The following is a 25,085-nucleotide window of genomic DNA, read 5'->3' as shown; positions in this document are numbered from 1 at the left end:
ACATGAAGAATGAAATGTTTGGACACAGTAATAGTTTTGTTGATGACTATGGTATTATTTTTTCCTTCAAGCTATCCAGTTATAAAATTTGGTTTTCTTGCATTCTTACTACTAGCGTATATGGTGGAAAGTGGTAAACAATGTCTTTGCATCAACTCTACTATTTTTTTTCTAAGCCTGGTAGCGATAATTCTCGGACTATCATTAAACTTATATGACGTTTTTCTTAATGGATTATCAACTCGTGGTCTAAATGTATTCGTTATTGATATTTGCGTCTATTTAGCTGTTATGTTGTTGTTATCAACGAGGCCAAATATAAATTTAATATTCGACAGAGCATTCCATATTAGTAGCCTGCTGATATCTACGAATGCGCTGTTGTATTTGCTTTTTTCTGTTTCCATTGGTAGAGAGAGTTATCCATTAATGTTTTTAGATCTAGATTATCGTATGGGGTTAGGTGGGAGTGGCTTAATGGCCTTTTCAACGAATAACCTTCCAATCCTTATTTTTACCCTTCCGTATATGTTGGTTCACTATTTTTATGGAAAAACATACAGTAAGTGGAAGAAGATGACATTGTCTGTTTGTTTATTGGCGAGTTTTTTCTCACTACGGATTGCGCTAATTGGTGTAATAGTCCTATCCATTTGTTGTTTAGTTCTATATAAGGTACTACGTACAAAAAAAAAGTTATATTTTCTTACATGGATGATGTCTTTGTCCATGATGATCTTTTCTTTAAGCTTGATATTTACCGATGGTGCAAAACTCGATGAATTCTACAATTTAAAACTAGCGAATAAGTTAAATGGTTCTGATATTAGATACGAACAATTTGATGTATGGTATGGCTACTTTCAGGAGGCGCCGCTTTTCGGACATGGCTTAACCAGTGTTAATTTGATAATTTATAAGGGCGATCAGTTTGTGCATGAGAATGTGGGAGTAATAGAAAATCCATTTGGGTATGAATTAACGTTTGCAAAATTATTAGTCGAAATAGGGTTAATTCCTTTTTTAATTTATACAGTTCTGACTATGTACATTATTATACAGATATTGAAAATAGTTAGGGATAAGGCAATTCCATATCAGTATCGCGAATATGCTCTTGCACATATGTTTGGTATTGTTTCATTTATTATTTCAGCTAATACAAATGGTTATTTGCTAACATTTGGCTATTTATGGGTAATTTTTTTCCCTCTTACATCAGTCGCCAGGTATAAAATTAAGGAGGCGATTTCTCTTTGAAACGAGCCTTGGATATAGTTATTATTAATTGGAACTCAGGAGATCAACTCAAAAACTGCTTGGATTCAATAGTTGAAACTGATAAAGATAACTTCATTCTGGAGAGAGTTGTCGTTGTAGATAATGCCTCATCTGATGGATCTTCAGATTACCTAGATTTTAATTTACCGTTAGAGATAATTAGAAACCCGCAGAATAGGGGGTTTGGTGTTGCTTGTAATCAAGGTGCAAAAGAGAGCGATGCTGATTATATCTTGTTCTTTAATCCTGACGCTTGCCTATACAAAGATTCGCTCACAAAGTGCGTTGCATTTATGGATAAAATAGAAAATTCAGGCGTTGGTATTCTAGGAATTCAACTGTTGGATCAATATGGAATTATTAGTCGAACTTGTGCTCGCTTTCCCACTCTTTCCCGTTTTCTTTCTAAAATGATCGGTGCAGATAAAATATTCCCTCGACACTGTAGGAGTCATTTTATGACAGAATGGGATCACAAGCAGAGTAGAGAAATTGACCATGTTATAGGTGCTTTTTTCTTTGTTAGGAATAATCTTTTTAAAAATTTAGGTGGATTTGATGAATTATTCTTCGTTTATTTAGAAGATTTAGACTTTTCATGTCGGGCGCGGCAAGCGGGGTGGAAGAGCTTTTACCTGACTGAGGCCCAAGCGTTTCATAAAGGTGGGGGAACCTCTGACCAAATTAAAGCAACTCGTTTATTTTATTCTCTTCGAAGCCGTATTCAGTACTCTTATAAGCATTTTAATGCATTGGAGGCACTAACAGTTTTAGTTGGGACACTTTCAATTGAATTTTTAGCTCGTATTCTATTTGCAATAGGAAAACTATCTCTTTCTGATCTATCCGAGACATTTCAAGGGTATCAGAAACTTTGGGTAAACTTACCACGAATGGGATATGATCGTTGGAGAGACCCCTTATGAAAGTATTACTACTAAGTAGATATACTACTTTTGGAGCAAGTAGCCGTTATCGCTCATATCAATATATTCCTTTTTTGAATGAGTGCGGAATTAAAGTTACAACTGCACCTCTGTTTGATGATCAGTATTTACAACAGTTCTATTCAGGTAAGGGGAAGTCTGCTTTTAAAATTCTCAATGCTTACTTAAAAAGAATAGTTTACTTATTTCATGCTAAAAAGTACGATTTGCTTTGGATTGAAAAAGAACTTTTTCCATGGCTTCCGGAATGGGTTGAAAGTTTTATGCGATATCGGAAAATAAGGTATGTTGTGGACTATGATGACGCAATTTTTCATAACTATGATATCAACAATAAGGCAATTGTCCGTGCGACATTAGGTCATAAAATAGATCGAGTAATGAAAAACGCGTCAGTGGTTATCGCAGGAAACCAGTATCTAATGGATCGGGCAATTGCAGCTGGAGCTAAACGTGTTGAATATTTGCCGACAGTTGTTGATTTAGATAAATACTCTAGCAAGTCAATTAGTAACAATGAATTGTTTGTTATTGGCTGGATTGGGTCACCAAGCACAACAAAGTATATCAGGTGTGTTCAAGAACCTTTAACAAAATTCTGTGCAGACGGCCTTTCTAAACTTGTACTTGTTGGTGCTGGAAAAATAGACCTACCTAATATTCCTGTTGAGATAAGGTCATGGAGTGAAGCCTCAGAAATTCAAGAACTGCTTTCTTTTGACGTAGGCATAATGCCTCTTTTTGACAGTCCGTGGGAGAGAGGAAAATGCGGGTTTAAACTAATACAATATATGGGTTGCGGTAAACCTGTTATCGGATGTCCTGTGGGTGTAAATCAGCGGATTATCCGTAATGGATTAAATGGATTTCACGCAACGACATCTGAGCAATGGCAAGCCGCGCTGCAGAGATTACGCAATGATAAACATGTGAGGGATAAAATGGGGCAAGAGGGACGCGCTGTTGTTGAGAAAGAGTATTGTGTACAGGTCACAGCACCAAGGCTAGCGGAGATATTATATTCGGTTGTTCAATAGGGGGAATAATTCTGGCAAAGATAGTTATTACAGCTGGATATGCTCGATCGCTAGTGAACTTTCGCGGCGATATGATCAGAGCTTTTATAAAACAAGGCCACGAGGTTGTTGCCCTGGCCCCGGAACAGGGGTTCGAAGATGAAATTGCAGGACTTGGCGCAACATATCGAACGTTTCCGTTGCAGCGAACAGGTATGAATCCATTAAAAGACCTAGGTGCTCTAATTCGCTTGATACAGATCATCAAGGAAGTTAAGCCTGATATAGTCCTTACTTATACAATTAAGCCTGTCATTTACGGATCTCTAGCTGCCCGCTTTGCTGGTGTTAAAAACGTATATTCGATGATTACAGGCTTGGGATATGCCTTTGGGAATGATACGGTGCGTCAAAAGCTTATAGGTTTATTCGTAAAAATACTTTATAGGATTGCGCTTGATTGCAATAACAAAGTTTTTTTTCAAAACCCCGACGATCGTAATTGCTTTAGAAAGATTAGTTTGATTGTGGATGAGCAGGCGGTATTGATTAACGGGTCAGGAGTAAACACAGAACGGTTTTCGTTATGCGAAGCCCAGACCCATCCGGTACGCTTTCTACTGATTGCCAGAATGATCAAAGAAAAAGGTATTCACGATTACATTGCTGCCATAAAACTGATCAGGCAAAAATTTCCTGAAGTCGAATTTGCAATATTAGGTAGTATCGAAACTAGTCCGTCCGCTATTAGCAAGTATGAAATTCATGCTTGGGAGGAAGAAGGACTTGTGCGTTATTTAGGTGAAACAGCAGATGTTAGGCCGTATATCGCTAATGCAAGTGTATATGTTTTGCCATCGTTCTATCCGGAGGGAACTCCCAGATCAATTCTAGAAGCCATGTCTATGGGAAAGCCCATTATTACTACCAACTCTCCCGGTTGTAAAGAGACCGTTCAGGACGGGGTGAATGGTTTTTTGGTTCCGGTTAAAGACAGTAGAGCATTAGCACAAGCAATGGAAAGGTTCATTGTTCAACCTGGCTTAATTACTGCTATGGGTGGGGAAAGTAGGCGTATAGCATTGGAAAAATACGACGTACATAAAGTGAATAAAGCAATCTTAAACACAATGGGTTTGATAATGCATGAAGAGAATATTTGATTTTTTGGTGGCATTTTTTACTTTGATTTTCCTAACACCGATTATATTGGTTGTAGCAGTATTGATACGAATCAATCTTGGCTCACCGGTTCTTTTTAAACAAGAACGACCGGGTTTACACGGAAAACCATTTTACATCTACAAGTTTCGAACAATGACTGACGCACGTGATAAAAATGGTAAGTTACTTTCAGACCCAGAGCGCTTGACAAATTTTGGAGTGCTTCTTCGCCGTACAAGTCTGGATGAATTGCCACAATTGATCAATGTCATTCATGGAGAATTAAGTTTGGTAGGACCAAGACCTCTTCTGATGGAATATCTACCGTTGTATTCTGCTGACCAAGCTCACCGTCATGAAGTAAAGCCTGGTATAACAGGTTGGGCACAGGTAAACGGAAGAAATGCAATCAGCTGGGAAGAAAAATTTAGACTGGATGTATGGTATGTTGATCACTGGTCGTTCTATTTGGATATTAAAATACTTTGGTTGACCGTGTTAAAAGTTTTTAAACGTGATGGGATTAGTCAGCGGGGGCATGCAACCATGGAAAAGTTTCGAGGTACCGGTATATGACTTGTCTTTTGATATTAGGCGCCGGTGGGCATGGTGTAGTATTGGCGGAAACAGCTGAAGAGACGGGGCTATGGGATAAAATCGCCTTTTTAGATGATAAATATCCATCAATTTCAACCGTAGCCGGGTGGTCGGTAATTGGTAAGGTTGAGATGGCCATCGACCTAGTAGACCAATATTTTGATGCGGCTATTGGTATTGGGGATAATTTGACCCGTGCCAAGCTGTTATATCAGGTGAAACAGTTCGGATATAGGTTACCAGTTATCGTGCACCCTTCTGCCTATATAAGTAAATCTGCTGAGCTTGGCGAGGGAACAGTGGTTTTTGCGCAAGCAGCAGTCAATGCAAGGGCAAAAATTGGTTGCGGAAGTATAATTAATACTGGCGCAACCGTGGATCATGACTGTGAACTTGCACAAGGTGTTCATATTTCTCCGGGAGCCCACGTAGCTGGAGAAGTAAAGGTGGGCGAATTTAGTTGGATGGGAGTAGGCGCTTCCGTAATACCTAGGATAGAAATTGGAAAAAATGTTTTAGTCGGGGCGGGAAGTGTTATAATTCGTAACATTTCTGACGGTGTAGTCGTTGTTGGAAATCCTGGCAGAACTTTAAAACAGAATATTTAATTATGATGTGGAGGTACGTTCTGTGATAGAGGACAAAAGCAAGCGTATATATCTTTCATCGCCACACATGAGTGGGTATGAGCAGGAATTTGTAGGAGAAGCGTTTTTAACGAATTGGATAGCACCACTAGGTCCGCATGTTGATTTATTCGAACGTGAGATGGCCGATTATGTAGGAATAAAAGGGGCGGCGGCACTTAGTTCAGGTACTGCGGCAATACATTTAGCTCTGAAACTATTGAACGTCGGACCCGATGATGTGGTCTTTTGTTCTTCTTTAACCTTTGCGGCAAGTGCAAATCCAATTCTTTATCAAAGAAGTGTACCAGTTTTTATCGATTCAGAGCCACAGTCTTGGAACATGTCTCCAATAGCCCTAAGGCGAGCTTTTGAAGAGGCTGGCAGGAAAGGAAAACTCCCTAAAGCTGTAATTATTGTAAATCTTTATGGACAGAGCGCAGATATAGATCCACTGCTGAAAATATGTAATAATTATGGAGTGCCGGTTGTTGAGGATGCGGCGGAGTCGCTTGGCTCAACATATAACGGTAGAGCAAGTGGAACGTTCGGTAAGTTTGGTGTTTTTTCTTTTAATGGCAACAAAATCATTACTACATCCGGGGGCGGAATGCTAGTTTCCGATGATCTGATGGCATTAGAGAAAGCAAGATTCTTGGCAACGCAGGCCCGGGATCCTGCACGGCATTATCAGCACAGTGAAATAGGTTATAATTATCGCATGAGTAATGTACTAGCTGCTATCGGTCGGGGGCAATTGAAAGTACTGGATGATAGAGTCAGGGTGCGGCGCGAAGTTTTTAAACGTTATTTTGAGGCTCTATCAGATATACCAGGTTTTGAGTTTATGCCAGAAGCCCCTTATGGGATGTCGAATCGGTGGCTAACGACATTGACTATAGATCATGGACAATCCGGAGTAACAGCAACTGAGATAATGGACGTACTCGCGGATGTTAATATTGAGTCCCGCCCGGTATGGAAACCATTACACTTGCAACCTATATTTAAAAATTGTGGTTATTATTCTCATTATGAGGATAATAGTGTATCCGACGCTCTATTTCAGCGGGGTATCTGTTTACCCTCAGGATCAAACATGTCGCTTGACGACCAAGACAGAGTTATCAACGCTATAAATAGTTTAGTGAGATGATAGTAATAATCTTTTATCGATAATATAGATAGCGTAACGATAAGAAGTATCTGTTTCATGCTGCTTTGCAGGTGAATTAGAGAATACAATCACTCTAAGTAGAATGGTACAAGCTATAGGGATTGCAGTTGGGAAAAAGGCTGAGTTAAATAGAATGCCTCTGCAGACAGAGGATGTAAAACCACTTTCGCGGATGTTACAAAAGCTAAAAAGCTACTAGGGTATAGCCCACGGACAGAGTTTTGAAGAAAGTATCCATAAGTTTATCAATTGGTTTACATAGAATGATTTAAAACCATTGAGTGGAACTGGCTTTTTTATCAAATACAGTTGGCTAAAAATGGAGAGTGAGGATCTTTATGAATACCATTCTTGTTACAGGCGGGGCAGGTTTTATCGGCAGTAATTTCATACATATGGCTTTGAGACTGAACAATGCAAGAATCATCAATCTGGATAAACTCACTTATGCAGGAAATCTGGACTCTTTGAGCGATATCGAGTTAAATCCACAATATTCGTTTATTCAAGGCGATATCTGCGATCAAGCATTAGTTGGCAAGATTCTGTCTGACTATCTACCAACATCAATAGTACATTTTGCAGCTGAATCGCATGTTGACCGTTCAATTGACAGTCCGGCCGCCTTTATTGAAACTAATATTAACGGTACTTTTTCCCTGCTAGAGGCAGTAAGGAATTATTGGCGTAATCTTGACGACTACCGGAAAGCTCAATTCCGCTTCCTTCATGTTTCTACCGATGAAGTATACGGAACTCTAGGAGAAACCGGCTATTTTACCGAAGAAACACCCTATTCTCCTAATTCACCGTATTCGGCATCCAAAGCTGCTTCTGATCATCTGGTGCGTGCCTATTACCATACTTATGGCTTGCCGGTATTGATGACAAATTGTTCAAATAACTATGGTCCATTCCAGTTTCCGGAAAAACTAATTCCGTTAATGATTCTGAATGCCTTAGAGGGTAAGGCGCTTCCGGTATATGGGACTGGACAGAATATTCGTGACTGGCTATACGTAGAAGATCACTGTCAGGCTATCTTAACAGTCTTAGAGAAAGGTTGCGTAGGTGAGAAATACAATATCGGTGGTCATAATGAAATGACCAATATATGTATTGTTCATACCTTGTGCGACTTTCTTGATGCTAACCGTCCACGTCGTGATGGGAAGTCCTATCGAGAGCAAATTTCTTTTGTTAAAGATCGTCCAGGTCATGATTTACGGTACGCGATTGATGCTTCGAAAATCCAGCAGGAGCTTGGCTGGGTACCGGCGGAAACCTTTGAAACAGGCATTGTCAAAACTGTAAATTGGTATCTCAACAACAGTGAGTGGTGTCAGAGGGTTACAGATGGCAGCTATCGCCGTGAACGACTTGGGATGGGAGAGTAGCAAAAGTGACAGTAACGAAAGGGATTATATTGGCCGGAGGATCAGGCACTCGTCTGTATCCAGCAACAAAATCAGTTAGTAAACAGCTAATGCCAGTCTATGACAAACCAATGATCTATTATCCGTTGTCAACCTTACTATTGGCTGGTATTCAGGATATTTTAATCATCACTACCCCTCAGGACCGGGAATGCTTCGTTAACTTACTTGGTACAGGCGAGCAGTGGGGCATTCATTTATCCTATGCCGTGCAGCCAAGTCCTGACGGTTTGGCTCAGGCATTTATTATTGGCGAAGAGTTTATTGGTGATGACAGCTGTGCACTTATTTTGGGCGATAACATTTTTTATGGGTATGGCTTTAGTCAGAAGCTGCAGGAAGCGGCAAAGCAAGCTACTGGTGCAACTGTTTTTGCCTATTGGGTAAACGACCCTGAGCGTTACGGGGTAGTTGAGTTTGATAGCAAGGGGCAGGCCATCAGTTTAGAAGAGAAACCGGTTCATCCTAAATCCAATTATGCAGTTACCGGACTTTACTTTTATGATCGAAATGTGGTTGAGCTGGCTAAAGCTATCAAGCCGTCAGCCCGGGGTGAATTAGAGATTACTGATCTAAACCGCTTGTATTTAGAACAGAATACACTTAGGGTTGAAACTTTAGGTCGCGGCTATGCTTGGTTGGATACAGGTACACACGAATCACTACTGCAGGCATCTAACTACATTGCAACTATCCAGGAGCGTCAGGGGCTAATGGTGGCCTGTCCGGAAGAAATCGCTTATCGCATGGGTTATATATCACGCGGCGAATTGGTAGCATTAGGCAGTGTTATGCAGAAAAATGGGTACGGCCAATATCTCTTGAAAATTGCCGGAGAGTGAATGTATAAGCCTGCCATTAACGGCAGGCTTTTTGGATAGAATATCGAGCGATCGGAGCTGACTATGGTGAAGATTATAGAAACAAAATTGCCGGGTGTAGTAATTGTTGAACCCAGGGTATTCGGTGATACTCGTGGCTTTTTTCAAGAAACATGGCAGAAATCGCGGTATGAAGCTATTGGTATTAATGAACAATTTGTGCAGGATAATATATCTTTTTCTACCCGTGGTGTATTAAGGGGGTTGCATTATCAGAATCCGCATGCTCAGGGTAAGCTGGTATCAGTTGTCCAGGGAGAAGTATTTGATGTGGCAGTAGATATCCGGGTTGGTTCACCAACTTTTGGTCAGTGGGCCGGCGCCTTACTTTCTGGTGATAATCACCGGCAATTGTGGATACCGCCAGGTTTTGCCCATGGCTTCTGTGTAGTAAGTGATACTGTATACTTCACTTATAAATGTAGTGATGTGTACGCGCCGGAAGCTGAGGGTGGCATCAGCTGGAACGATCCTGATATCGGGATCGAATGGCCGCTGTCAGCTGTTGAACTTTCGAGTAAAGATAAAGAATATCCCCGGCTGCGCGATATTGCCTTGGAACGACTGCCTAAATTCGACAGAGAGTAAATACAGGAGGCGGTTTTTATGCGGATTTTAGTGACAGGTGCACACGGTCAGCTTGGCAGAGAGATTGCTAAACAGGGGCAAAACCATGAGTTAGTGTTGACCGATGTTGATACACTGGATATTACGGATAATAAGGCTACTATGTCCTTGCTCCGGGATGTAAAACCTCAGGCTGTCATCCATTGTGCTGCTTATACCAACGTGGACGGTGCTGAATCTGATCCTGACGGAGCGTTTCGTGTTAATGTCATCGGGGCACAAAATATGGCCGCTGGCTGTCTGGAAACTGGCGCACGCATGGTGTATGTGAGCACTGATTATGTCTTTGACGGATCCAGTAGTAAGCTGTATCGTGAATTCGATGTTGTTAACCCGCAGACAGTGTATGGCCGGACTAAATGGCAAGGTGAAGAAATAGTGCGTCAAATCCTTGGACGGCATTATATTATGCGCACCGCCTGGTTATATGGAGATGGTAACAATTTTGTCCGCACTATGTTGCGGTTGGCTGGTGAAAATCCTTCGTTGCGCGTTGTCCATGACCAGGTAGGTACGCCGACATCCACTGTTGATTTATCCTGGGCGATTTTCCGGCTGTTAGCAAGTGATGCCTATGGTACCTATCATGCTACTTGTCAGGGTAAATGCTCCTGGTATGAGTTTGCTTGCGAAATTTTCCGCCAGGCAGGTAAATCTGTTGAGGTCGTCCCGGTAACTACGGCGGAATTTGTCCGACCGGCTAAGCGTCCAGCCTATTCGGTACTAGATAATTATATGCTGAGGATGTCGGTGGGCGATCCCATGAGGAATTGGCAGGAATCCCTACGTGAATATTTAGAGCGGTGATACTTATGTCTTTGTAAATCAGTTAGTAGGATAAGTTACGATCAGCGGTGCCTGGTACGCTACTGTCAGTCCGATTTGAATAGTATAGTTAAATGCGAAAGAAGGTATGTATATGTATAAAATAGCGGTAGCAGGAACAGGCTACGTTGGCTTAGTGGCAGGTGTTTGTTTTGCCGAAGTCGGTCATCAAGTAACCTGTGTCGATATTGACGAGAATAAAGTAAATATGATGAAGCAAGGTATCTCTCCCATATATGAGGCTGGTCTTGAAGAATTAATGCAGAAAAATTATGCCGCAGGTAGATTAGCTTACACCACCGACTACGTTACTGCTTACAAGGATGCAGATGCTATCTTTATCGGTGTAGGCACCCCTGAACAGCCTGACGGCTCCGCCAATCTTTCTTATATAGCTACAGTTGCCAGGCAGATTGCAGAAACTATAGAAAAAGACTGCCTTGTAGTAGTAAAATCGACAGTCCCTGTTGGTACAAATGATAAAGTGGAACAGTTTATCAAAGACTTTCTGGTCAATGATGTAAAAGTTGAAGTAGCGTCTAATCCGGAGTTTTTGGCACAAGGTACAGCGGTGCGCGATACGCTTCAGGCGGCAAGAATTATTATAGGAACGGAAAGTAAATGGGCTGAAGAAATACTCACAAAGATCTATGAGCCGTTCAAGCTACCAATAGTGTCTGTCAGCAGAAGGTCAGCCGAAATGATCAAATATGCTTCGAATGATTTTCTGGCGCTTAAGATTTCCTATATGAACGATATCGCCAACCTGTGTGAACTTGTCGGTGCTGATATTCAGGATGTGGCTAAGGGTATGAGCTTTGATGAGCGCATTGGCGGTAAATTTTTAAATGCTGGTATCGGTTACGGTGGTTCATGTTTCCCAAAGGATACCAAAGCTTTGGAGTATCTGTCAAAACAGCACGGCTATGAACTTAAAACAGTTAAAGCTGCTATTGATGTGAATAGTGACCAGAAGACAATACTCTATAAAAAAGCAAGTAAGAGATTAATCACTTATAATGGTCTGAAGGTAGCTGTTCTTGGGCTTACATTTAAGCCTGGGACTGATGATCTGCGAGAAGCGCCATCTCTAGAAAATGTACCTTTATTATTGTCACAGGGAGCAGAAATTAATGCCTATGACCCTGTTGGTATGGATAATTTCAAGGGGGTATACCCAGAGGGCGAAAATGGCAGAGGAAGTATTAAGTATGTTGAAAATGTGGAAGCAGCTTTAGCAGGTGCTAATGTTTGCTTTATCTTTACTGAGTGGGGCGAGATAAAAGCTGTGCAACCGGAGGCGTATAAGAAGCTTATGAGAACGCCTCTGGTTTATGACGGCAGGAATATTTATGGAGTGAAAGAGATGAAAGAAGCGGGAGTAGAGTATTATTCCATTGGTAGAAACTAACGTACTAGGGAAATACTTATTCCATAGAGGAGGAGAAAAACGCAAATGAGACCAGCCTGCAAACTATTAGATACAACCAAAACCTATCTCATCACCGGAGCAGCAGGTTTCATTGGATACTTCTTATCCAGGAAACTACTGGAACAGGGCTGTCAGGTGGTAGGTATTGATAATGTAAATGACTACTATGATGTTAATCTTAAGTACGCTCGCCTGGAATTACTTAGACCTTTTGAGAAGTTTACCTTCATTAAGGGTGACATTTCAGATAAAGACACTATCACTAAGACCTTTGAGGAATACAAGCCGAATATTGTGGTTAATCTTGCAGCCCAAGCCGGTGTACGATATTCAATTGAAAACCCGGATGCATATATCCAAAGCAATGTGATCGGCTTTTTTAACATCCTTGAAGCCTGCAGATATAATCCTGTAGACCACCTTGTCTACGCATCATCCAGCTCTGTCTATGGCGCAAACAAAAAAGTACCGTTCTCAGAAGCGGATTTTGTGGACAATCCTGTCTCGCTCTATGCAGCCACAAAAAAGTCAAATGAATTGATGGCTTATACTTATAGCCATCTCTATAAGATTCCGGCTACAGGACTGCGATTCTTTACCGTGTATGGCCCAATGGGGAGGCCGGACATGGCGTATTTCGGATTCACGCAGAAGTATTTTGCAGGAGAGCCAATTAAGATATTCAACAATGGTGATTTTGAAAACGACCTCTATCGAGACTTCACATATATCGAGGACATCGTGGAGGGGATTGAGCGACTTCTTTATAACGCTCCTGTTGAGGGTAATGCTGCACCACATCAAGTTTTTAATATAGGCAACAACAGTCCCGAAAAACTGATGGTATTTATTCAAACGCTGGAGAAGTGCTTAAGCAAGGCTACCGGCAGAGCAGTAGTATTTGATAAGATATTTGAGCCTATCAAGCCCGGTGACGTACCTGCTACCTTCGCCTCCACTGATTTGTTACAGAAAGCCGTAGGGTTTAAGCCTGAAACAACAATAGAAGATGGCTTGCAGCGGTTTGCCGATTGGTACTATGAGTATTATAAAGTGAAGTAAAAGCCTATAGTAATTTAAAAAATGTATGTGCGCCCTGGGCGAATCTGGCATGTCACCGGGGCGCTACGTTCGTAAGGACTGGTACTTAAGCTAAAGGATAATTTCGGTTTCTCAGGTAGAAAGCTATCAGAGATAACCGGAATAAATAGGAAATTATTAGAAAAATACTGTTAGTGGGATATTAGGCAAATAGACTTGGGAGCTGGGCTTTATAAATCTTGCTCCTTTTTATATTTACTGGAAAACTGGTATAATAGTAAAAAGGATGATTAGGGAGATGAGTATCGTGGGCAATAGCGCTATTAAGTGTAAGAAATTGATCAGGGTTAAAGTCTATGAATAAATCTGAGATTTTACAAGAGGTAAAGAATATAGTTTTTTCTATTGTAAAAGATTTGCCTGTTGAGGTGTATCTTTTCGGCTCTTGGGCCCGATGTGAGGCGAGGAGGACATCTGATATTGATTTGGCGATAGTTTGCCGGGAGGGTGTGGATGATGCGATTATTTCTGATATCCGAACTGCATTGGAAGATTCCATTGTTCCTTACCGGGTGGATGTAGTAAATCTATCTAAAGCGGATCCGGTACTACTGACTAAGGTTCAGAGAGAGGGTATTGTATGGAACGATTAAGGGAACGGATGACCGTAGCTGAGAGTGCTTTAGTAAGGTTGGAAGAGGTTATGGCTATTGTTCAACCATCAGCAATGGAGCGGGATGCTGCAATTCAGCGTTTTGAGTTTACGTTTGAAGCCATTTGGAAAGCCGCGAAATCTTTCTTATTTGAGGTAGAGGGGGTGGACTTAGGATCACCAAAAAGCGTGATTCGTTCTTGCCGGGAAACCGGCCTACTAACGGAGAACCAAGCAGTTATGGCTTTAAAAATGGCCGATGACCGAAACCTAACTGTCCATACCTATAATGAGGCTCTGGCTGTCGAGATATATAGTCGGTTGCATGCTTATTCAGTATTACTGCGGTGCTGGCATGAACATATGCAGGAAAAAATGTGATGTGCTACCGGTTTACGAGGGCAAAGGTGAGAAACAGCAATGGTAAAGATACGATACTGGTACCTGGTTGTTGGCCTAATGGTAGCTATCTCGGTATTATCTAATATCCCCAATTTGGTATTTTTCGGGAAAGTTGTACCTCCTGAATTTCGTGTATGGATCATGAAGCATTCAATAAAATGGGGTACTACCGGATTTTTTTCCTATAGTATTAGTCCGCATCCTGACTATATTCTTCATAAGCTTGGACATATATTTTTATTTGGGTTTCTTGGAATTGCGCTATACTGGGCAATGAATAGGTCGGTGCCTAAAGCGGTAATGGTGATAACCTTATTTGCACTGATTGACGAAATTCACCAGGGGTTTACCCTGGGGCGTAGCAGCCGCTTTGGTGATGTGGTATTGGATGTTATTGCAGCTGTTGGGTTTATTCTTCTTTTCTCAAAAAGACGGGTAAAGACCGGCGAACCCAATTAACCTTTGAAAACTGTGAGTGGAATAATAGGAATATAACGAGTAATTACAAAAGGTCCTGCCGTGTGGCAGGACCTTTTGGGGATTTTTAGTATTGAAAAAAAATTTAGAACAATTTTGTTAAACTAACACCGACTAAATAATTTTTGTCGCTGACTCCTGCTTGATACCCTTTATTTTTTATTTGTGCAACACCTGCGGATGCATTAAGAAAAGTATTAGTATCAAGGTTAATTTTAGTTGCCAGCCATGCAGCAGAAATTTTTTGCGGAGAAGGAGCGCTAAGATGTTGAGTGACATTTTCCAGGTTTAATGACAAGCTGGAGCCATTATCATTATAGTGCGTTAACTTGGCATAATACCTGTTCGCGTCATGCCCCATGGCATCGCCTAAAATATTGCCTTTGTATGTGTAGCCGTCCGTATATGCTGAATGGCTGTACCAGACGTTCGTGGTATGGGCATATTCTAGGCGGGCATCCCATGAGCCGTCCGCCGATACTCTGGGAATATATATTCCCAATGTCTCAGCTACTTTCGACGGTGTCGGGATTATTACCGCCATTGCCTGGTCCTCTCCATACAGTTCACCATAGAATTGTATGCCGCCGAGTTGAGGCATACGCCAGCGAAAATCAAATCCGGCAATTGAGTTCCATTTATCTTGAGCGGCAGTCTCAGCGTTTTTTCCTGTAATAAAATCAAGATAATCTCTCCCCGAAAGGGACTTACCCTCACCGCCTACAATCGAGGCTAGAGACCAAGCAAAAGTGAAGTTCTTACTGGGGGTAAAATCGGCTCTGGAAGCAAAAAAAGAAGGAGATTTTACGTCCTGCCGGTCTTTTTCCATTTCTGAATAAATAACGGTTACATTGGTTGGTCCAAGAAACTTAAGCAAACCGTTGTGGGTTACCGGATCAATATTACCTATTGTTATGCCGGTTTGCGGCTGGGCGTTATTCGTCAGTAACAGTCCGCCCCTGTTGCCAGGTCCCCACCATACAGGTTTTTTGCCCAATTGAAATTCAACATTATTGATATTTGTTTTTATATATCCTGCAGCTAGCTGTGTATCACTATGAGTATCAGTACCATAAGTAAACTTTGGCGTAGCACTAACTACTAAATGGTCATTAAGAGTACCCTCTACTCGCATGGATATTTCGTGATTTAAATTCTGGGAAAACCGGTTCCTATCATTATTAATATTTAAGGGCTGATAGGTAGAGCGGGTACGGTGTTGTGACAGTGTATCGCCGTCATAATATGTTTCTGTGAGAGTTATTTCTTTAACAGCCAGTGAATGCTTGAGTTTGCTGCCGTTTAGGAAATCTAGTTCTTGCTGAAAGTCGACCTGCAGCTGATTTAGCATACTCTCGACATATTTGGGCATGGCCGGCTGTTCTTTCGCCATTGCCGATATCTGCTCAACCCACTGAGCCACTTGTAATCTGGTATATGGTTTTGTACCTGTTTGCATATCTTTAAGATATCCAAGGCCATCGAGCTTGTCCAAATAATCATAAACATAACTCTGGAGAGGAATGTCAGGCGATACTTGATGCCGAAGGGGCTGTTGGGCGGATGCCCAAGTAATAGATGCTGGATATATAGGACTAAATAAAGTAAGTCCTAAAGATAATCCAATACCCAGTGCCGTGCACTTAAATAATTTTGAAATCATAACTAACGTCCTTTCTTAATTTATATCTACTTTTAAATTCAATTTAATGTAAAATAAATCCTTTAATGTAAAATAAATCTCTAATACAAAAGAATTTAGAGATTTATAGATCTTAATCCGGAAGACATCGCTTCTGCTATAATGCTCTTGGGAAGTGATGTCCAATATGATATAATAAAGGCATACTGGGAAAGACCTGAAATGGCAGCGTAACAGATTGAAGTTATAGTAAAATGATTTTTATTGATGGAGATGCCCGGAACTTCAAGGAGTAAAGGTGCACCAAAACCTTAACAGGCATTAAGCAGGGCGAGGAGGGTTAGTGTGAGTGAAGAACGGTTTGACCACATTGAAAAAATGATGGTACAACTTATTCAAATGGTAGGCCATAATAATGCTGTTACAGAGGAATTGCGCCAGGATGTTACTGGTTTAAAGCAGGATGTTGTCGGTTTGAAACAGGATATAGCAACTCTTGACACTAAGCTGGAGAACGGCTTTGCCGATATTGTTAATATGGTTAGTGTACTTGGCGAAAAGGTTGACAAAATAGAGACGACACAAGCCCATCATTCGGACGTGCTTGACGTATTGGCAACACGTACTACCCGTCAGGAAGCTGAAATTCAAGGATTAAAACGGGCGAAGTAATTCACTTGTTGAGCTGAGTCAGTACTAAAGCTGCCGGCTGTGGTTACAGTGATTTCTATGAGACATGTCTTCATATTCCCAATTAGTCATATGACTAACTGGGAATATTTTATTTATAATGAATTTTTTTGTTACTAATTGTAATAATAATACGAAAAGTTTTGATTGTTTTTTCCAAACTACATAGTTATAATCTGTATAGATGGTTGTCAATAGGACTTATATACTAATATTGTAGGAAATATGTTTAGGAAAGACATTTAGAGCATGAAATTTTCATGTAAGGCAGGGGATAGCAGGTGACAGGATCAGAACGCATTGAATCTTTAAAAGAGCAGCTTTTAAAATTAGGTTACCGCAATTATCAACTACAGGATATGTATCGAGAGGTATTGGGCAGCTGCAATCTTGAAGATTCATCTTCAGATCAGCGTAAGGCGCTTATTGAGACTATGGAAGAATATTGTTCTTTTGCCCAAAGGTGCCTGAAAAACAGAAAGTAATAAAGGTATGTATGTAACGCATGTAGTTGATAAAACTCCAGGTAAAAAGATGCCTGGAGTTTGTTTTTTGTTAAAGTGAACGATTGATAAAGCAAACGTACAAAGCTACACTGAAAGTTTAAGTTACCTTCTTAAAGGAGATTTACTATTAAATGCTAGACTTGCATTGTCACATCATCCTTGCAATTGACGATGGTGCGAAAGACTTAGATACTTCGCTCAAAATGTTGGAAATTGCTCAAAAAAACGGTACAAAGGCTATAGTCGCCACGCCTCATGTAATTGAAGGACAGTGGTTGCCTTCTTGGGATAGGTGTCAGCGGGGACGGTTCGTGCGCCACGCAGGGGCGCACCATATAGTGGGTGGGAACCCCACTGAGAAAGATCTAGCAAATCACTCATAGCGAGTCTTGGGCGTCATAGGGTAACCTATGGCGTTAAGCGTAGACAGCAAGGTAGTAGGCCGAAAGCGAAAGCTGAAGGGATAGAGCCTCGAAATCCTAATCGGGAAGGTTGATACTGTGAACCGAGTAGAAAACAACATCAAAAATATTCGCTATGCAAGAATATTTTGACTTCCCCGGGGTCAGTGACCTTGGCATGCTACACATAGTTATGGTGCGTCAACGTGGGAGACCCTAGTAGCTCTTTACACAGAGGAAGTAAGGCCACCAAGTGATAATAAAGTGAGAAAGCCGAATGCACTAGGGAGTCAGATTACTGCATACTACCGAGGAAGCAGGGTAATGCCTGTGGAGGGAAGGCGGTAACACAACATTGGCCTTGAAAGAGAAACATATTCTACACACAGAGGTAGGGAACGTATGGAAACGAAACTAACGAGGATAGCAGAGGTAGCTAGAACCCGACCGCATGAAAAGTTTACATCTCTTGCCCATCTCATCAACGAAGAAACGATCAAAGACTGCCACCAACAAATGAGTAGAAAGAAATCTGCAGGGATAGACCAAGTGACAAAGGACGAGTATGAATTAAATCTTGAGTACAATGTAACAGATTTAGTTCTTCGCCTGAAAAGGCAGGCATACAAGCCTCAACCAGTCAGAAGAGTGTATATTCCTAAACCCGGGACGGATAAGAAAAGGCCTTTAGGAATACCAGCGTATGAGGATAAACTTGTACAGTCGGCACTGGCTAAGATACTGAACGCGATATATGAGCAATCCTTTTTGGAATGCTCATTTGGTTTTCGACCTAACCGAGGGTGTCATGATGCTCTAAAAGTCTTGAATATGATCCTAAATAAGAAGGAAATCAATTATGTAGTGGATGCAGATATACGAGCGTTCTTCGATCATGTAGACCACGAATGGATGCTGAAATTCCTACAGCACCGAATAACGGATCCCAACCTACTAAGGCTAATATTTACTTGCATTATGTACTGGATCTCTGGTTTGAGAAAAAGATTAGGAAAGCCTGTAGGGGTTCTGCGTATATGGTCAGATATGCTGATGATACAGTGTTCTGCTTTGAATACGAAGAAGAGGCGAAACAATTCTACTCACAGATGATAGTACGGTTAAAAGAATTCAATTTGGAAGTGGCAGACGAGAAAACTAAGATTATATATCTAGGAAAAGACGATGATGATAGTGATAATGCGGAAGGAATCAAGGCATTCGATTTTCTTGGTTTCACTCATTATCGATGTGCAGGTAGTGATGGGACAATCCGCATCATGAGGAAAACCAGTAAGAAGAAATATAGGGCTAGTTTGCTTCGATGCAAGGATTGGATTAAGGACAACAGACATATGCCTACCAGAGACTTCATGAAGAAATTAAAAATCAAGCTTCAGGGATACTGCCGATACTACGGTGTAACTGGAAACAGGCCGGCAGTCAGTAACTTTGTTGACGAGGTTAAAAGACTGATATTCAAATGGCTAAACAGACGAAGTCAGCGTAAGAGCTTTGGTTGGGATAAATTCAATCTATTCCTTAAAAAGTACCCATTGCCTCAGGTCAAAACCTATGTAAACATACGTGCATTAAAAGAGGGACTTAGTTACGTTCTGTAAATAATGGAGTGAAGAGCCGGATGCCTTAATAGGGCACGTCCGGTTCTGTGAGGGCTTGGGGCCGCAAGGCCTCCGGCTACTCGATTGCTTGACAATATACTAGATACAAATAGACCTTAATGATATATTTCCGTTTGTCACGGTGGAGGGCTCTGAGGGATAATTAAATTCGAGTGCCATAAAAATAGTTTTTAAAAACCGTTGAAACAGATAATGTTACACCGGTTTTTTATTTTATTGAGGTTAGTGAGGCATCATTTTTTTGAAAATATGGTGGTAAATAGGGCTCATTATGGTAAAAAAGTCAAGAGAATCCGGCCAGTGGGGAGGCGGTCCCAGGACTTTAAGGACCGGGATAGATTCTGTCTGACACGGGGCTGGATCTAGGGGGATATGGCCAAGTTCACCGAAGGCTTCCCAAAAGGCGTTACCATCGACAGGAATATCTGGTTCAGACTGGCTGAGGGGGGGCGCGGCCACCTTAATAAGTTGGTTTATGGAGGCTCGCTGCCGGGCCAGGTCGCGCATTAGATCAGAGCGGCTTTTGCCGCGCAGTTCAAAGATTAAAAAAGGATCACGTCCAAAATCTTGTCGCAACATATAGAGAACGGCGGCGATATGCTTACAGGGGTTGGCAAAGTCAGGGCAAGAACATTCTGCAGGAAGATCTGCCGGAGTCTGAGGAAAGAGGGAAAAGCCGGCTTGATGAAAAAAATCTTCCAGTTTCCGGCATTTCACCGGCCAGCAGTTTAGCCGCAAAGCCGGCCTGGCTGGCCAACGATTCTATGATTATATTCCACTGTGCCAGTGTGAACGGTTTCAGGCGAATGTTCACACGATAAGGTTTTGGCCGGGAGCCTTGCACTCTGGCCTCAATCAGGCCTTTACCTATTTTGATATCCATCACGTGGCCCTGGTGAGCATAGGCCCGGCCGCGCCGAAGGCGGCTGTCCAGGCCGCATGAAGCCAGTGCCTTGGTCCAACCTGTAGTCATAACAAGTCAACCCTCCCAAGTGTTTGATTTTAACTGCAGAATTGCTTTCAGTTCAGCTGACGGCAATTCGCTGAGCCAGGCTTCGCTGCCGCCGACGATGGTATCTGCAAGTTGTTTTTTGTCTTCGATCATCTCGTCAATTTTCTCCTCTAACGTGGCGGTAGCAATCAACTTATAGACTTGGACATTCTGGGTCTGACCGATACGGAATGCGCGGTCGGTGGCTTGGTTTTCTACTGCCGGGTTCCACCAGCGGTCATAGTGAAAAACGGTGTCGGCTCGCGTAAGATTCAGGCCCACCCCACCTGCTTTCAGCGACAGGATGAAGAAGGGCGGGGCTTGGTCATCTTCCTGGAAAACGGCAACCATCCGGTCACGGGCTGTTTTAGGCAGTGAGCCGTGTAGGAATAAGGCAGGCTGACCTAGGGTTTCCTGCAAGTGTTGTTCCAGTAGTCAGCCCATCTGTGTGTATTGGGTGAAGATGAGTGCCCTGCGCCCTTCCGCTTTTAATTCGGATAGCATTTCTACAAGCCGGGCAAGTTTTCCGGAACGGCCTTTCAGCATACTTCCATCCTGCAAAAAGTGAGCCGGATGGTTGCATACTTGTTTGAGTTTGGTCAGGGTGGCGGCGATCAGGGCTTTGCGTTTAAAATAATCGGCAGTTTCGATTTGAGGGAGCATAACATCCAGGACAGCTGCATATAGGGTAGCTTGTTCTTTAGTGAGTTGACAGTACACTTTAGTCTCTTGTTTTTCCGGCAGGTCAGGTGCAATGGTTTTGTCTGTTTTTAAGCGGCGGAGAAGAAACGGTTTGATTAATTGCTGCAATTCCAGTTGTTTGCCATGGTTGTGGTCACGTTCGATAGCAATGGAATAGCGCTGTTTGAATTGCTTCAGTTTGCCCAGGTAACCAGGATTTGTAAAATGGATAATTCGACCATAACTCAGTTAAGCGGTTTTCCAGAGGCGTGCCGGTCAAGGCAATCCGGCAGCGGGCCGGCAACTGCATGATGGCAGCGGTTTGTTGCGCGGATGGGTTCTTGATGTTTTGTGCTTCGTCAAGAATGACATGAGCCCACGTAACCGCAGCCAAGGTAGAGTTGTCACGATAGACCAGGGCATAGGTAGTAAGCACAATATCCTGCTGGTCGGCTGATTCGCTAAAGCGGCTGCCAGAGAGGCGGTCAGGGCCATGATGCAGCAGCACCTTAAGTTCAGGGGCAAATTTGGCAAGTTCTCGTCGCCAGTTATTGGCCACCGACATGGGGCAAACAATCAAGGAAGGCGGCTGGCGGGGCCTTTGCCCTTTTTTATGTAATAGAAAGGCAATAAGCTGGATGGTTTTGCCCAATCCCATATCATCGGCCAGGCAGGCTCCCAGCCCTAGGCTGTCAAGGAAACTCAACCAGGCCAGACCGCGTAGCTGGTAGGGCCGCAGGGTACCCCGGAAGCCAGGCGGCACGGCGATCTCCGGAAGCGTCTGTCCGGTCATTAGCCGGTGGAACAGGTCGGTCAACCTGTCAGGCAGAGTAATAGTTGTGACCGGCGTGGGAGTAGACAACTGTTCATCAAATTCCTTCAGGTCGCCGGTTGCGGTAAGTTTCAACAGGCTGCTGAACGAAATTTCTGAGGTATGACCATGGCGGTGGAAGAGTGCTACTAGTTCTTTGGCTTGCTGGGGGGATATTTCCCGCCAGTGTCCTGCGATGCGGACAAGGGGCGCCTTTAAGGCAGCAATAGCCTCCAGTTCATCCCGGCTGATGCCAGCATCGCCGATGGCGGCTTCCATGCTGTAGGCTGCCAGCGAGTGTAGCCCTAGGAAACTACGGCCTGCCGGCTGATCTTCGATTTCGAGGCGGACGCTGAGTCCGGGTTGGTCTTGGCGCCACCAGTTGGGCACAATGACGCCGAATCCGGCCCGCTTTAGAATATCGGCGGCTTCGACAAGAAACGCGTGGGCTTGTTCTGTCGTCAAGCATCTGGCTGTAGGGCAGGGCTCAGCCAATACGGCAAGGAGCGGCGGGTAAAATCTGGCGGCATGGTCCAGATCACGCAGTAATTTTTGCTGAAGATTAGGGAGATGCCGGTCTAAGTAGGCAAAAGTATCTCCTTCTGTTGACCAAATCAGGTCTGGAGTCAGCATAAGGCTGGGGTCGTCAGTCGGGTGAATAAAAAAGGACAATTTCCAGACTTCATCTGTAACCGGGGGGGCTTCCAGGCGAAAGCAGGTGCGGAAGGACTGTAGGCTTTCCGGTCCTGCCGTTATGCTGGTTTGCCAGTGAGTAAAACCGAGATATAACGTGTTGGCCTGTGTCGCGGGCAGGGGTAAGCCGGTGTCGGGAGAATAGATAAGACGGTTTAGCCAGATTTCAGCAGGTGAATCGCCCGGCAAGGGTAGTCCTTGATAGTCGGACAAGGCTTGGGCGATGAGGGCATTCAGGATAGCATTGATAAAGCTGAGTAACAAGTCTCTTTTATTTGGTCGAACGTATGACGGGAACCGGTATTGATAATGAACAAGATGGCAGGCGGCTTTCGGCATGGCCTGTGCGAGACGGTGCAGTTCCCCGGCAAGGGCAGGCAAATAGGGTTCCCAGACTGGTCGATAGGCATAGGGTTCTTTGACAAGACCGGGGAGAAATTGCTTGTTGATAATGATTAGACGGGTAAACCGGTAGATTTGTTGCCAGTATGTAAAATCAGCGCCCAGTTTGGTGGGGGCGTTGTTGTCTCCGGTAAGGGAATCAAACATCGGGAAAATGGCTGCAGCCGCAGCGGGTGGGAAGTATAAACCAGATACTTTCCAGGGACAAAGCTGCACGCCAGTGTCAATGGTATCAGAATGATTGAGTGCCGGCGAGGGTTCCGGGGCGGGCTGTGGGGTTGGATATTATCTATGACTTGTTGACGATTAAGCGCTCGTCCCGGCAGGATTACCCCAAGCCGTTTCTGGCTGCCCTGGGTGAAGAGTTTCCCCGTAAACTGGCCGCTCACATGGCGGCGATGTTCTCGGAGTGGGGCTTCGGACGGTGTTACCGGGATGAGATACCTGATCTGACGCGGCACAGTCCACTACGTACAACGGTAATGGAGCGTGCGTTCCAGGTTGAGCAGAAGGGGGAAGAGCATGGAGACATATGACAGGGGGCAGTTGTTGGCTGTTAATGCGGTAGAGTCGCTTAGGGCCGGTGTTCCGACCCGTATTTCTACGAGGGAGCTGCCTGACCTAAGGCAGCAGCTTACTGACCGCGTTCGTGTGGATTTATTAACTTTTTATGAAGGCCGTATTCCCCGGGGACGGATTATCTGGGGGCAATACGGGCAAGGGAAAACCCATGTTCTGACTACGGTCGAACATACGGCCCTGGATATGGGGTTTGCTGTCAGCATGGTCTCGCTAAGCCGTGAGGTTTCCTGCCACAATTTATTGCAGTTCTACGGGCGGGTGGCGCCGAGAGTGCGTACACCCGACTCTACAATGCTGGGATTGGAGCGGGCGCTTGCAGGCAAAGATATTACCGATTTGGCCGACAGCCCGGTACAGGAAGAAGAACGGTATATTCACCCCTTGCCGGCATTGGTGCTGGAGGATTATTTTTATACCAGCGGCGAAGACCAAAACTTGTTGTATGGCGATTTGACAGGCATCTGCCTTCCTACTGCTGAACTCAAGCGGATTCATCGTCAGAGCCGCCAGACCGGATGGCCTAAACTTCCCTATCCATTTAAAGTGACCGAACATGCCACGGCTTATTTTGGCGTGATGGCGGATGTAATTCACCTGTGCGGCTATAAGGGCTGGGTTATTTTAATTGATGAAGTTGAACTGACAGGAAGGCTGGGTACGCTGGCGCGACTGAAAGCCTATCGTAATTTGCACTGGTTGCTGAATTGGTCGGGGTCTATGCAGTATCCGATATATACTCTGGCAGCGGCGGCAACCCGGCTGCAGGATGACATCTGGTATGGCGGTGGCAAGGATGACCGGAATAGAATGCCAAAATTGGCCGAAGAAAAGTTTGGCGCTGAGTGCAGACGAGAAATGGGGATTTTTTTTTGAGCGGGCGATTGGTGAGGAGAGCCTGGTAGCGGCTCCTGTCGATAACACTGGTTTAGTTACCGTGCTTGACGCTCTGACAAAACTCCATGGACGTGCTTACAAATGGCCGGCGTCGTTTGATGCGGGACAATTGATCCGCGAATTAGGGGCTCAGCCTGTTCGGACCTTTGTCCGCGCTGCCTTGGAAGCTCTTGATTTGCAGTATGTATATAACGAAAATATTCGACTGGCCGCAGCGACATTGGATGAGCAAAAACTGGAAGAAGACAGCGATTTCTTTTGAGACATGTATTAATATTCCCAGGTAGTCATATGACTACCTGGGAATATTTTATTTTAATGATTTTTTGTTACTAATTGCAAAAAAAAAATACGAAAAGTTTAGATTGTTTTTTCCAAACTACAGGGCTATAATCTTTATAGTGGTTGTCAATAGGACTTATGTACTGGTATTGTGGGAAATGTGTTTAGGAAAGACACTTCGGTATGAAAGTGTCTGAAAAACAAAAAGTAAATAATTGATAAAACTCCAGGTAAAGAGATGTCTGGAGTTTATTTTTTGCTTAAAAGTGAACGATTGACAAAGCAA

General features: G+C 43.3%; 29 protein-coding genes and 1 pseudogene. 24 read left to right on the top strand and 6 right to left on the bottom strand.

What is annotated here, in order from left to right:
- Positions 1-9 precede the first annotated feature (9 nt).
- The 16 genes from VN447_RS22355 to VN447_RS22280 all read left to right on the top strand — a co-directional run bounded on the left by VN447_RS22355 (position 10) and on the right by VN447_RS22280 (position 14,563).
- Positions 10-1,260 carry an O-antigen ligase family protein gene (locus tag VN447_RS22355; protein WP_325528516.1) on the top strand — a complete coding sequence of 417 codons (1,251 nt, stop codon included), beginning with the start codon at positions 10-12 and terminating at the stop codon, positions 1,258-1,260.
- Positions 1,257-2,207, top strand: coding sequence for a glycosyltransferase family 2 protein (locus tag VN447_RS22350; protein ID WP_325528514.1), 951 nt, complete (start codon positions 1,257-1,259; stop codon positions 2,205-2,207). Before VN447_RS22355 ends, VN447_RS22350 begins: the two co-directional genes overlap by 4 nt.
- Entirely contained in the window at positions 2,204-3,265 is a 1,062-nt protein-coding gene (locus VN447_RS22345; RefSeq protein ID WP_325528512.1) for a glycosyltransferase family 4 protein, read from the top strand. The genes VN447_RS22350 and VN447_RS22345 overlap by 4 nt, the downstream gene beginning before the upstream one ends.
- Positions 3,266-3,336: 71 nt before the next feature.
- On the top strand, positions 3,337-4,407 hold the full coding sequence (locus tag VN447_RS22340; protein WP_325528510.1) for a glycosyltransferase family 4 protein: 1,071 nt from the start codon (positions 3,337-3,339) through the stop codon (positions 4,405-4,407).
- Positions 4,391-4,984: a sugar transferase gene (locus VN447_RS22335; protein ID WP_325528508.1), complete on the top strand. Its 594-nt coding sequence runs from the start codon at positions 4,391-4,393 to the stop codon at positions 4,982-4,984. The genes VN447_RS22340 and VN447_RS22335 overlap by 17 nt, the downstream gene beginning before the upstream one ends.
- Positions 4,981-5,613, top strand: a complete 633-nt coding sequence (locus VN447_RS22330; RefSeq protein ID WP_325528506.1) for an acetyltransferase — start codon at positions 4,981-4,983, stop codon at positions 5,611-5,613. The genes VN447_RS22335 and VN447_RS22330 overlap by 4 nt, the downstream gene beginning before the upstream one ends.
- Before the next feature lie 22 nt (positions 5,614-5,635).
- Positions 5,636-6,787: a DegT/DnrJ/EryC1/StrS family aminotransferase gene (locus tag VN447_RS22325; RefSeq protein WP_325528504.1), complete on the top strand. Its 1,152-nt coding sequence runs from the start codon at positions 5,636-5,638 to the stop codon at positions 6,785-6,787.
- Between the two features lie 359 nt (positions 6,788-7,146).
- Positions 7,147-8,205 (top strand): dTDP-glucose 4,6-dehydratase, encoded by a 1,059-nt coding sequence (rfbB, locus tag VN447_RS22320; RefSeq protein WP_325528502.1) that lies wholly within the window; start codon positions 7,147-7,149, stop codon positions 8,203-8,205.
- A 5-nt stretch (positions 8,206-8,210) separates the two neighbouring features.
- On the top strand, positions 8,211-9,086 hold the full coding sequence (gene rfbA, locus VN447_RS22315) for a glucose-1-phosphate thymidylyltransferase RfbA (protein ID WP_325528500.1): 876 nt from the start codon (positions 8,211-8,213) through the stop codon (positions 9,084-9,086).
- Between the two features lie 66 nt (positions 9,087-9,152).
- Positions 9,153-9,713 carry a dTDP-4-dehydrorhamnose 3,5-epimerase gene (gene rfbC / locus VN447_RS22310; RefSeq protein WP_325528556.1) on the top strand — a complete coding sequence of 187 codons (561 nt, stop codon included), beginning with the start codon at positions 9,153-9,155 and terminating at the stop codon, positions 9,711-9,713.
- Positions 9,714-9,731: 18 nt separating this feature from the next.
- A complete protein-coding gene (gene rfbD, locus VN447_RS22305) occupies positions 9,732-10,559 on the top strand; it encodes a dTDP-4-dehydrorhamnose reductase (RefSeq protein ID WP_325528498.1) in 828 nt (275 codons plus the stop codon).
- 112 nt (positions 10,560-10,671) lie between these two features.
- Positions 10,672-11,988 carry a UDP-glucose/GDP-mannose dehydrogenase family protein gene (locus VN447_RS22300; protein WP_325528496.1) on the top strand — a complete coding sequence of 439 codons (1,317 nt, stop codon included), beginning with the start codon at positions 10,672-10,674 and terminating at the stop codon, positions 11,986-11,988.
- Positions 11,989-12,033: 45 nt separating this feature from the next.
- Positions 12,034-13,071 (top strand): SDR family NAD(P)-dependent oxidoreductase, encoded by a 1,038-nt coding sequence (locus tag VN447_RS22295; protein WP_325528494.1) that lies wholly within the window; start codon positions 12,034-12,036, stop codon positions 13,069-13,071.
- A 335-nt stretch (positions 13,072-13,406) separates the two neighbouring features.
- A complete protein-coding gene (locus tag VN447_RS22290; protein ID WP_325528492.1) occupies positions 13,407-13,703 on the top strand; it encodes a nucleotidyltransferase domain-containing protein in 297 nt (98 codons plus the stop codon).
- A complete protein-coding gene (locus VN447_RS22285) occupies positions 13,691-14,083 on the top strand; it encodes an HI0074 family nucleotidyltransferase substrate-binding subunit (RefSeq protein WP_325528490.1) in 393 nt (130 codons plus the stop codon). The genes VN447_RS22290 and VN447_RS22285 overlap by 13 nt, the downstream gene beginning before the upstream one ends.
- A gap of 39 nt (positions 14,084-14,122) precedes the next feature.
- Positions 14,123-14,563, top strand: a complete 441-nt coding sequence (locus tag VN447_RS22280; protein ID WP_325528488.1) for a VanZ family protein — start codon at positions 14,123-14,125, stop codon at positions 14,561-14,563.
- A 103-nt stretch (positions 14,564-14,666) separates the two neighbouring features.
- Here the strand turns inward: VN447_RS22280 and VN447_RS22275 are convergent, their stop codons facing one another.
- Positions 14,667-16,244, bottom strand: coding sequence for a capsule assembly Wzi family protein (locus VN447_RS22275; protein WP_325528487.1), 1,578 nt, complete (start codon positions 16,242-16,244; stop codon positions 14,667-14,669).
- Between the two features lie 324 nt (positions 16,245-16,568).
- On the opposite strand from VN447_RS22275, the gene VN447_RS22270 reads away from it, so the two are divergent.
- From VN447_RS22270 to VN447_RS23345, 5 genes and pseudogenes are all read left to right on the top strand, one after another.
- Positions 16,569-16,895: a hypothetical protein gene (locus tag VN447_RS22270; RefSeq protein WP_325528485.1), complete on the top strand. Its 327-nt coding sequence runs from the start codon at positions 16,569-16,571 to the stop codon at positions 16,893-16,895.
- Positions 16,896-17,194: 299 nt separating this feature from the next.
- A complete protein-coding gene (locus VN447_RS22265; RefSeq protein ID WP_325528483.1) occupies positions 17,195-17,398 on the top strand; it encodes a hypothetical protein in 204 nt (67 codons plus the stop codon).
- Between the two features lie 152 nt (positions 17,399-17,550).
- Positions 17,551-17,802 carry a CpsB/CapC family capsule biosynthesis tyrosine phosphatase gene (locus VN447_RS22260; protein WP_325528481.1) on the top strand — a complete coding sequence of 84 codons (252 nt, stop codon included), beginning with the start codon at positions 17,551-17,553 and terminating at the stop codon, positions 17,800-17,802.
- Between the two features lie 420 nt (positions 17,803-18,222).
- A pseudogene (locus VN447_RS23350) lies at positions 18,223-19,001 on the top strand (reverse transcriptase domain-containing protein); the annotation flags it as partial.
- A gap of 99 nt (positions 19,002-19,100) precedes the next feature.
- A complete protein-coding gene (locus VN447_RS23345) occupies positions 19,101-19,442 on the top strand; it encodes a group II intron maturase-specific domain-containing protein (RefSeq protein ID WP_414714938.1) in 342 nt (113 codons plus the stop codon).
- 243 nt (positions 19,443-19,685) lie between these two features.
- Here VN447_RS23345 and VN447_RS22250 read toward each other — a convergent pair whose 3' ends face one another.
- Genes VN447_RS22250 through VN447_RS22230 form a run of 5 tightly spaced genes read right to left on the bottom strand, consistent with a single transcriptional unit; the run spans position 19,686 to position 23,188 of the window.
- The gene (locus VN447_RS22250) at positions 19,686-20,042 is read right to left on the bottom strand and encodes a hypothetical protein (protein WP_325528478.1); all 357 of its coding nucleotides are present in this window, start codon (positions 20,040-20,042) and stop codon (positions 19,686-19,688) included.
- Positions 20,043-20,082: 40 nt separating this feature from the next.
- Positions 20,083-20,436: a hypothetical protein gene (locus tag VN447_RS22245; protein WP_325528476.1), complete on the bottom strand. Its 354-nt coding sequence runs from the start codon at positions 20,434-20,436 to the stop codon at positions 20,083-20,085.
- 6 nt (positions 20,437-20,442) lie between these two features.
- Positions 20,443-20,874 (bottom strand): C-terminal helicase domain-containing protein, encoded by a 432-nt coding sequence (locus tag VN447_RS22240; RefSeq protein WP_325528474.1) that lies wholly within the window; start codon positions 20,872-20,874, stop codon positions 20,443-20,445.
- 15 nt (positions 20,875-20,889) lie between these two features.
- Positions 20,890-21,333 (bottom strand): DEAD/DEAH box helicase, encoded by a 444-nt coding sequence (locus VN447_RS22235; protein WP_325528554.1) that lies wholly within the window; start codon positions 21,331-21,333, stop codon positions 20,890-20,892.
- Positions 21,290-23,188, bottom strand: coding sequence for a DEAD/DEAH box helicase (locus tag VN447_RS22230; RefSeq protein WP_325528472.1), 1,899 nt, complete (start codon positions 23,186-23,188; stop codon positions 21,290-21,292). Before VN447_RS22230 ends, VN447_RS22235 begins: the two co-directional genes overlap by 44 nt.
- 131 nt (positions 23,189-23,319) lie before the next feature.
- Between VN447_RS22230 and VN447_RS22225 the strand changes: the two genes are divergently transcribed.
- The 3 genes from VN447_RS22225 to VN447_RS22215 are packed head-to-tail and all read left to right on the top strand — an operon-like array spanning position 23,320 to position 24,779.
- Positions 23,320-23,577 (top strand): hypothetical protein, encoded by a 258-nt coding sequence (locus tag VN447_RS22225; RefSeq protein WP_325528470.1) that lies wholly within the window; start codon positions 23,320-23,322, stop codon positions 23,575-23,577.
- Positions 23,564-24,496, top strand: a complete 933-nt coding sequence (locus tag VN447_RS22220; protein ID WP_325528468.1) for a BREX system ATP-binding domain-containing protein — start codon at positions 23,564-23,566, stop codon at positions 24,494-24,496. Before VN447_RS22225 ends, VN447_RS22220 begins: the two co-directional genes overlap by 14 nt.
- Entirely contained in the window at positions 24,456-24,779 is a 324-nt protein-coding gene (locus VN447_RS22215; protein WP_325528466.1) for a hypothetical protein, read from the top strand. The genes VN447_RS22220 and VN447_RS22215 overlap by 41 nt, the downstream gene beginning before the upstream one ends.
- The last annotated feature ends 306 nt before the right edge of the window (positions 24,780-25,085 follow it).

It is taken from the genome of Sporomusa sp., assembly GCF_035561155.1.
Lineage (GTDB): Bacteria > Bacillota > Negativicutes > Sporomusales > Sporomusaceae > Sporomusa.
The sequence above is the reverse complement of the archived record's forward strand: the minus strand, read 5'-3'. Positions and strand labels throughout refer to the sequence as shown.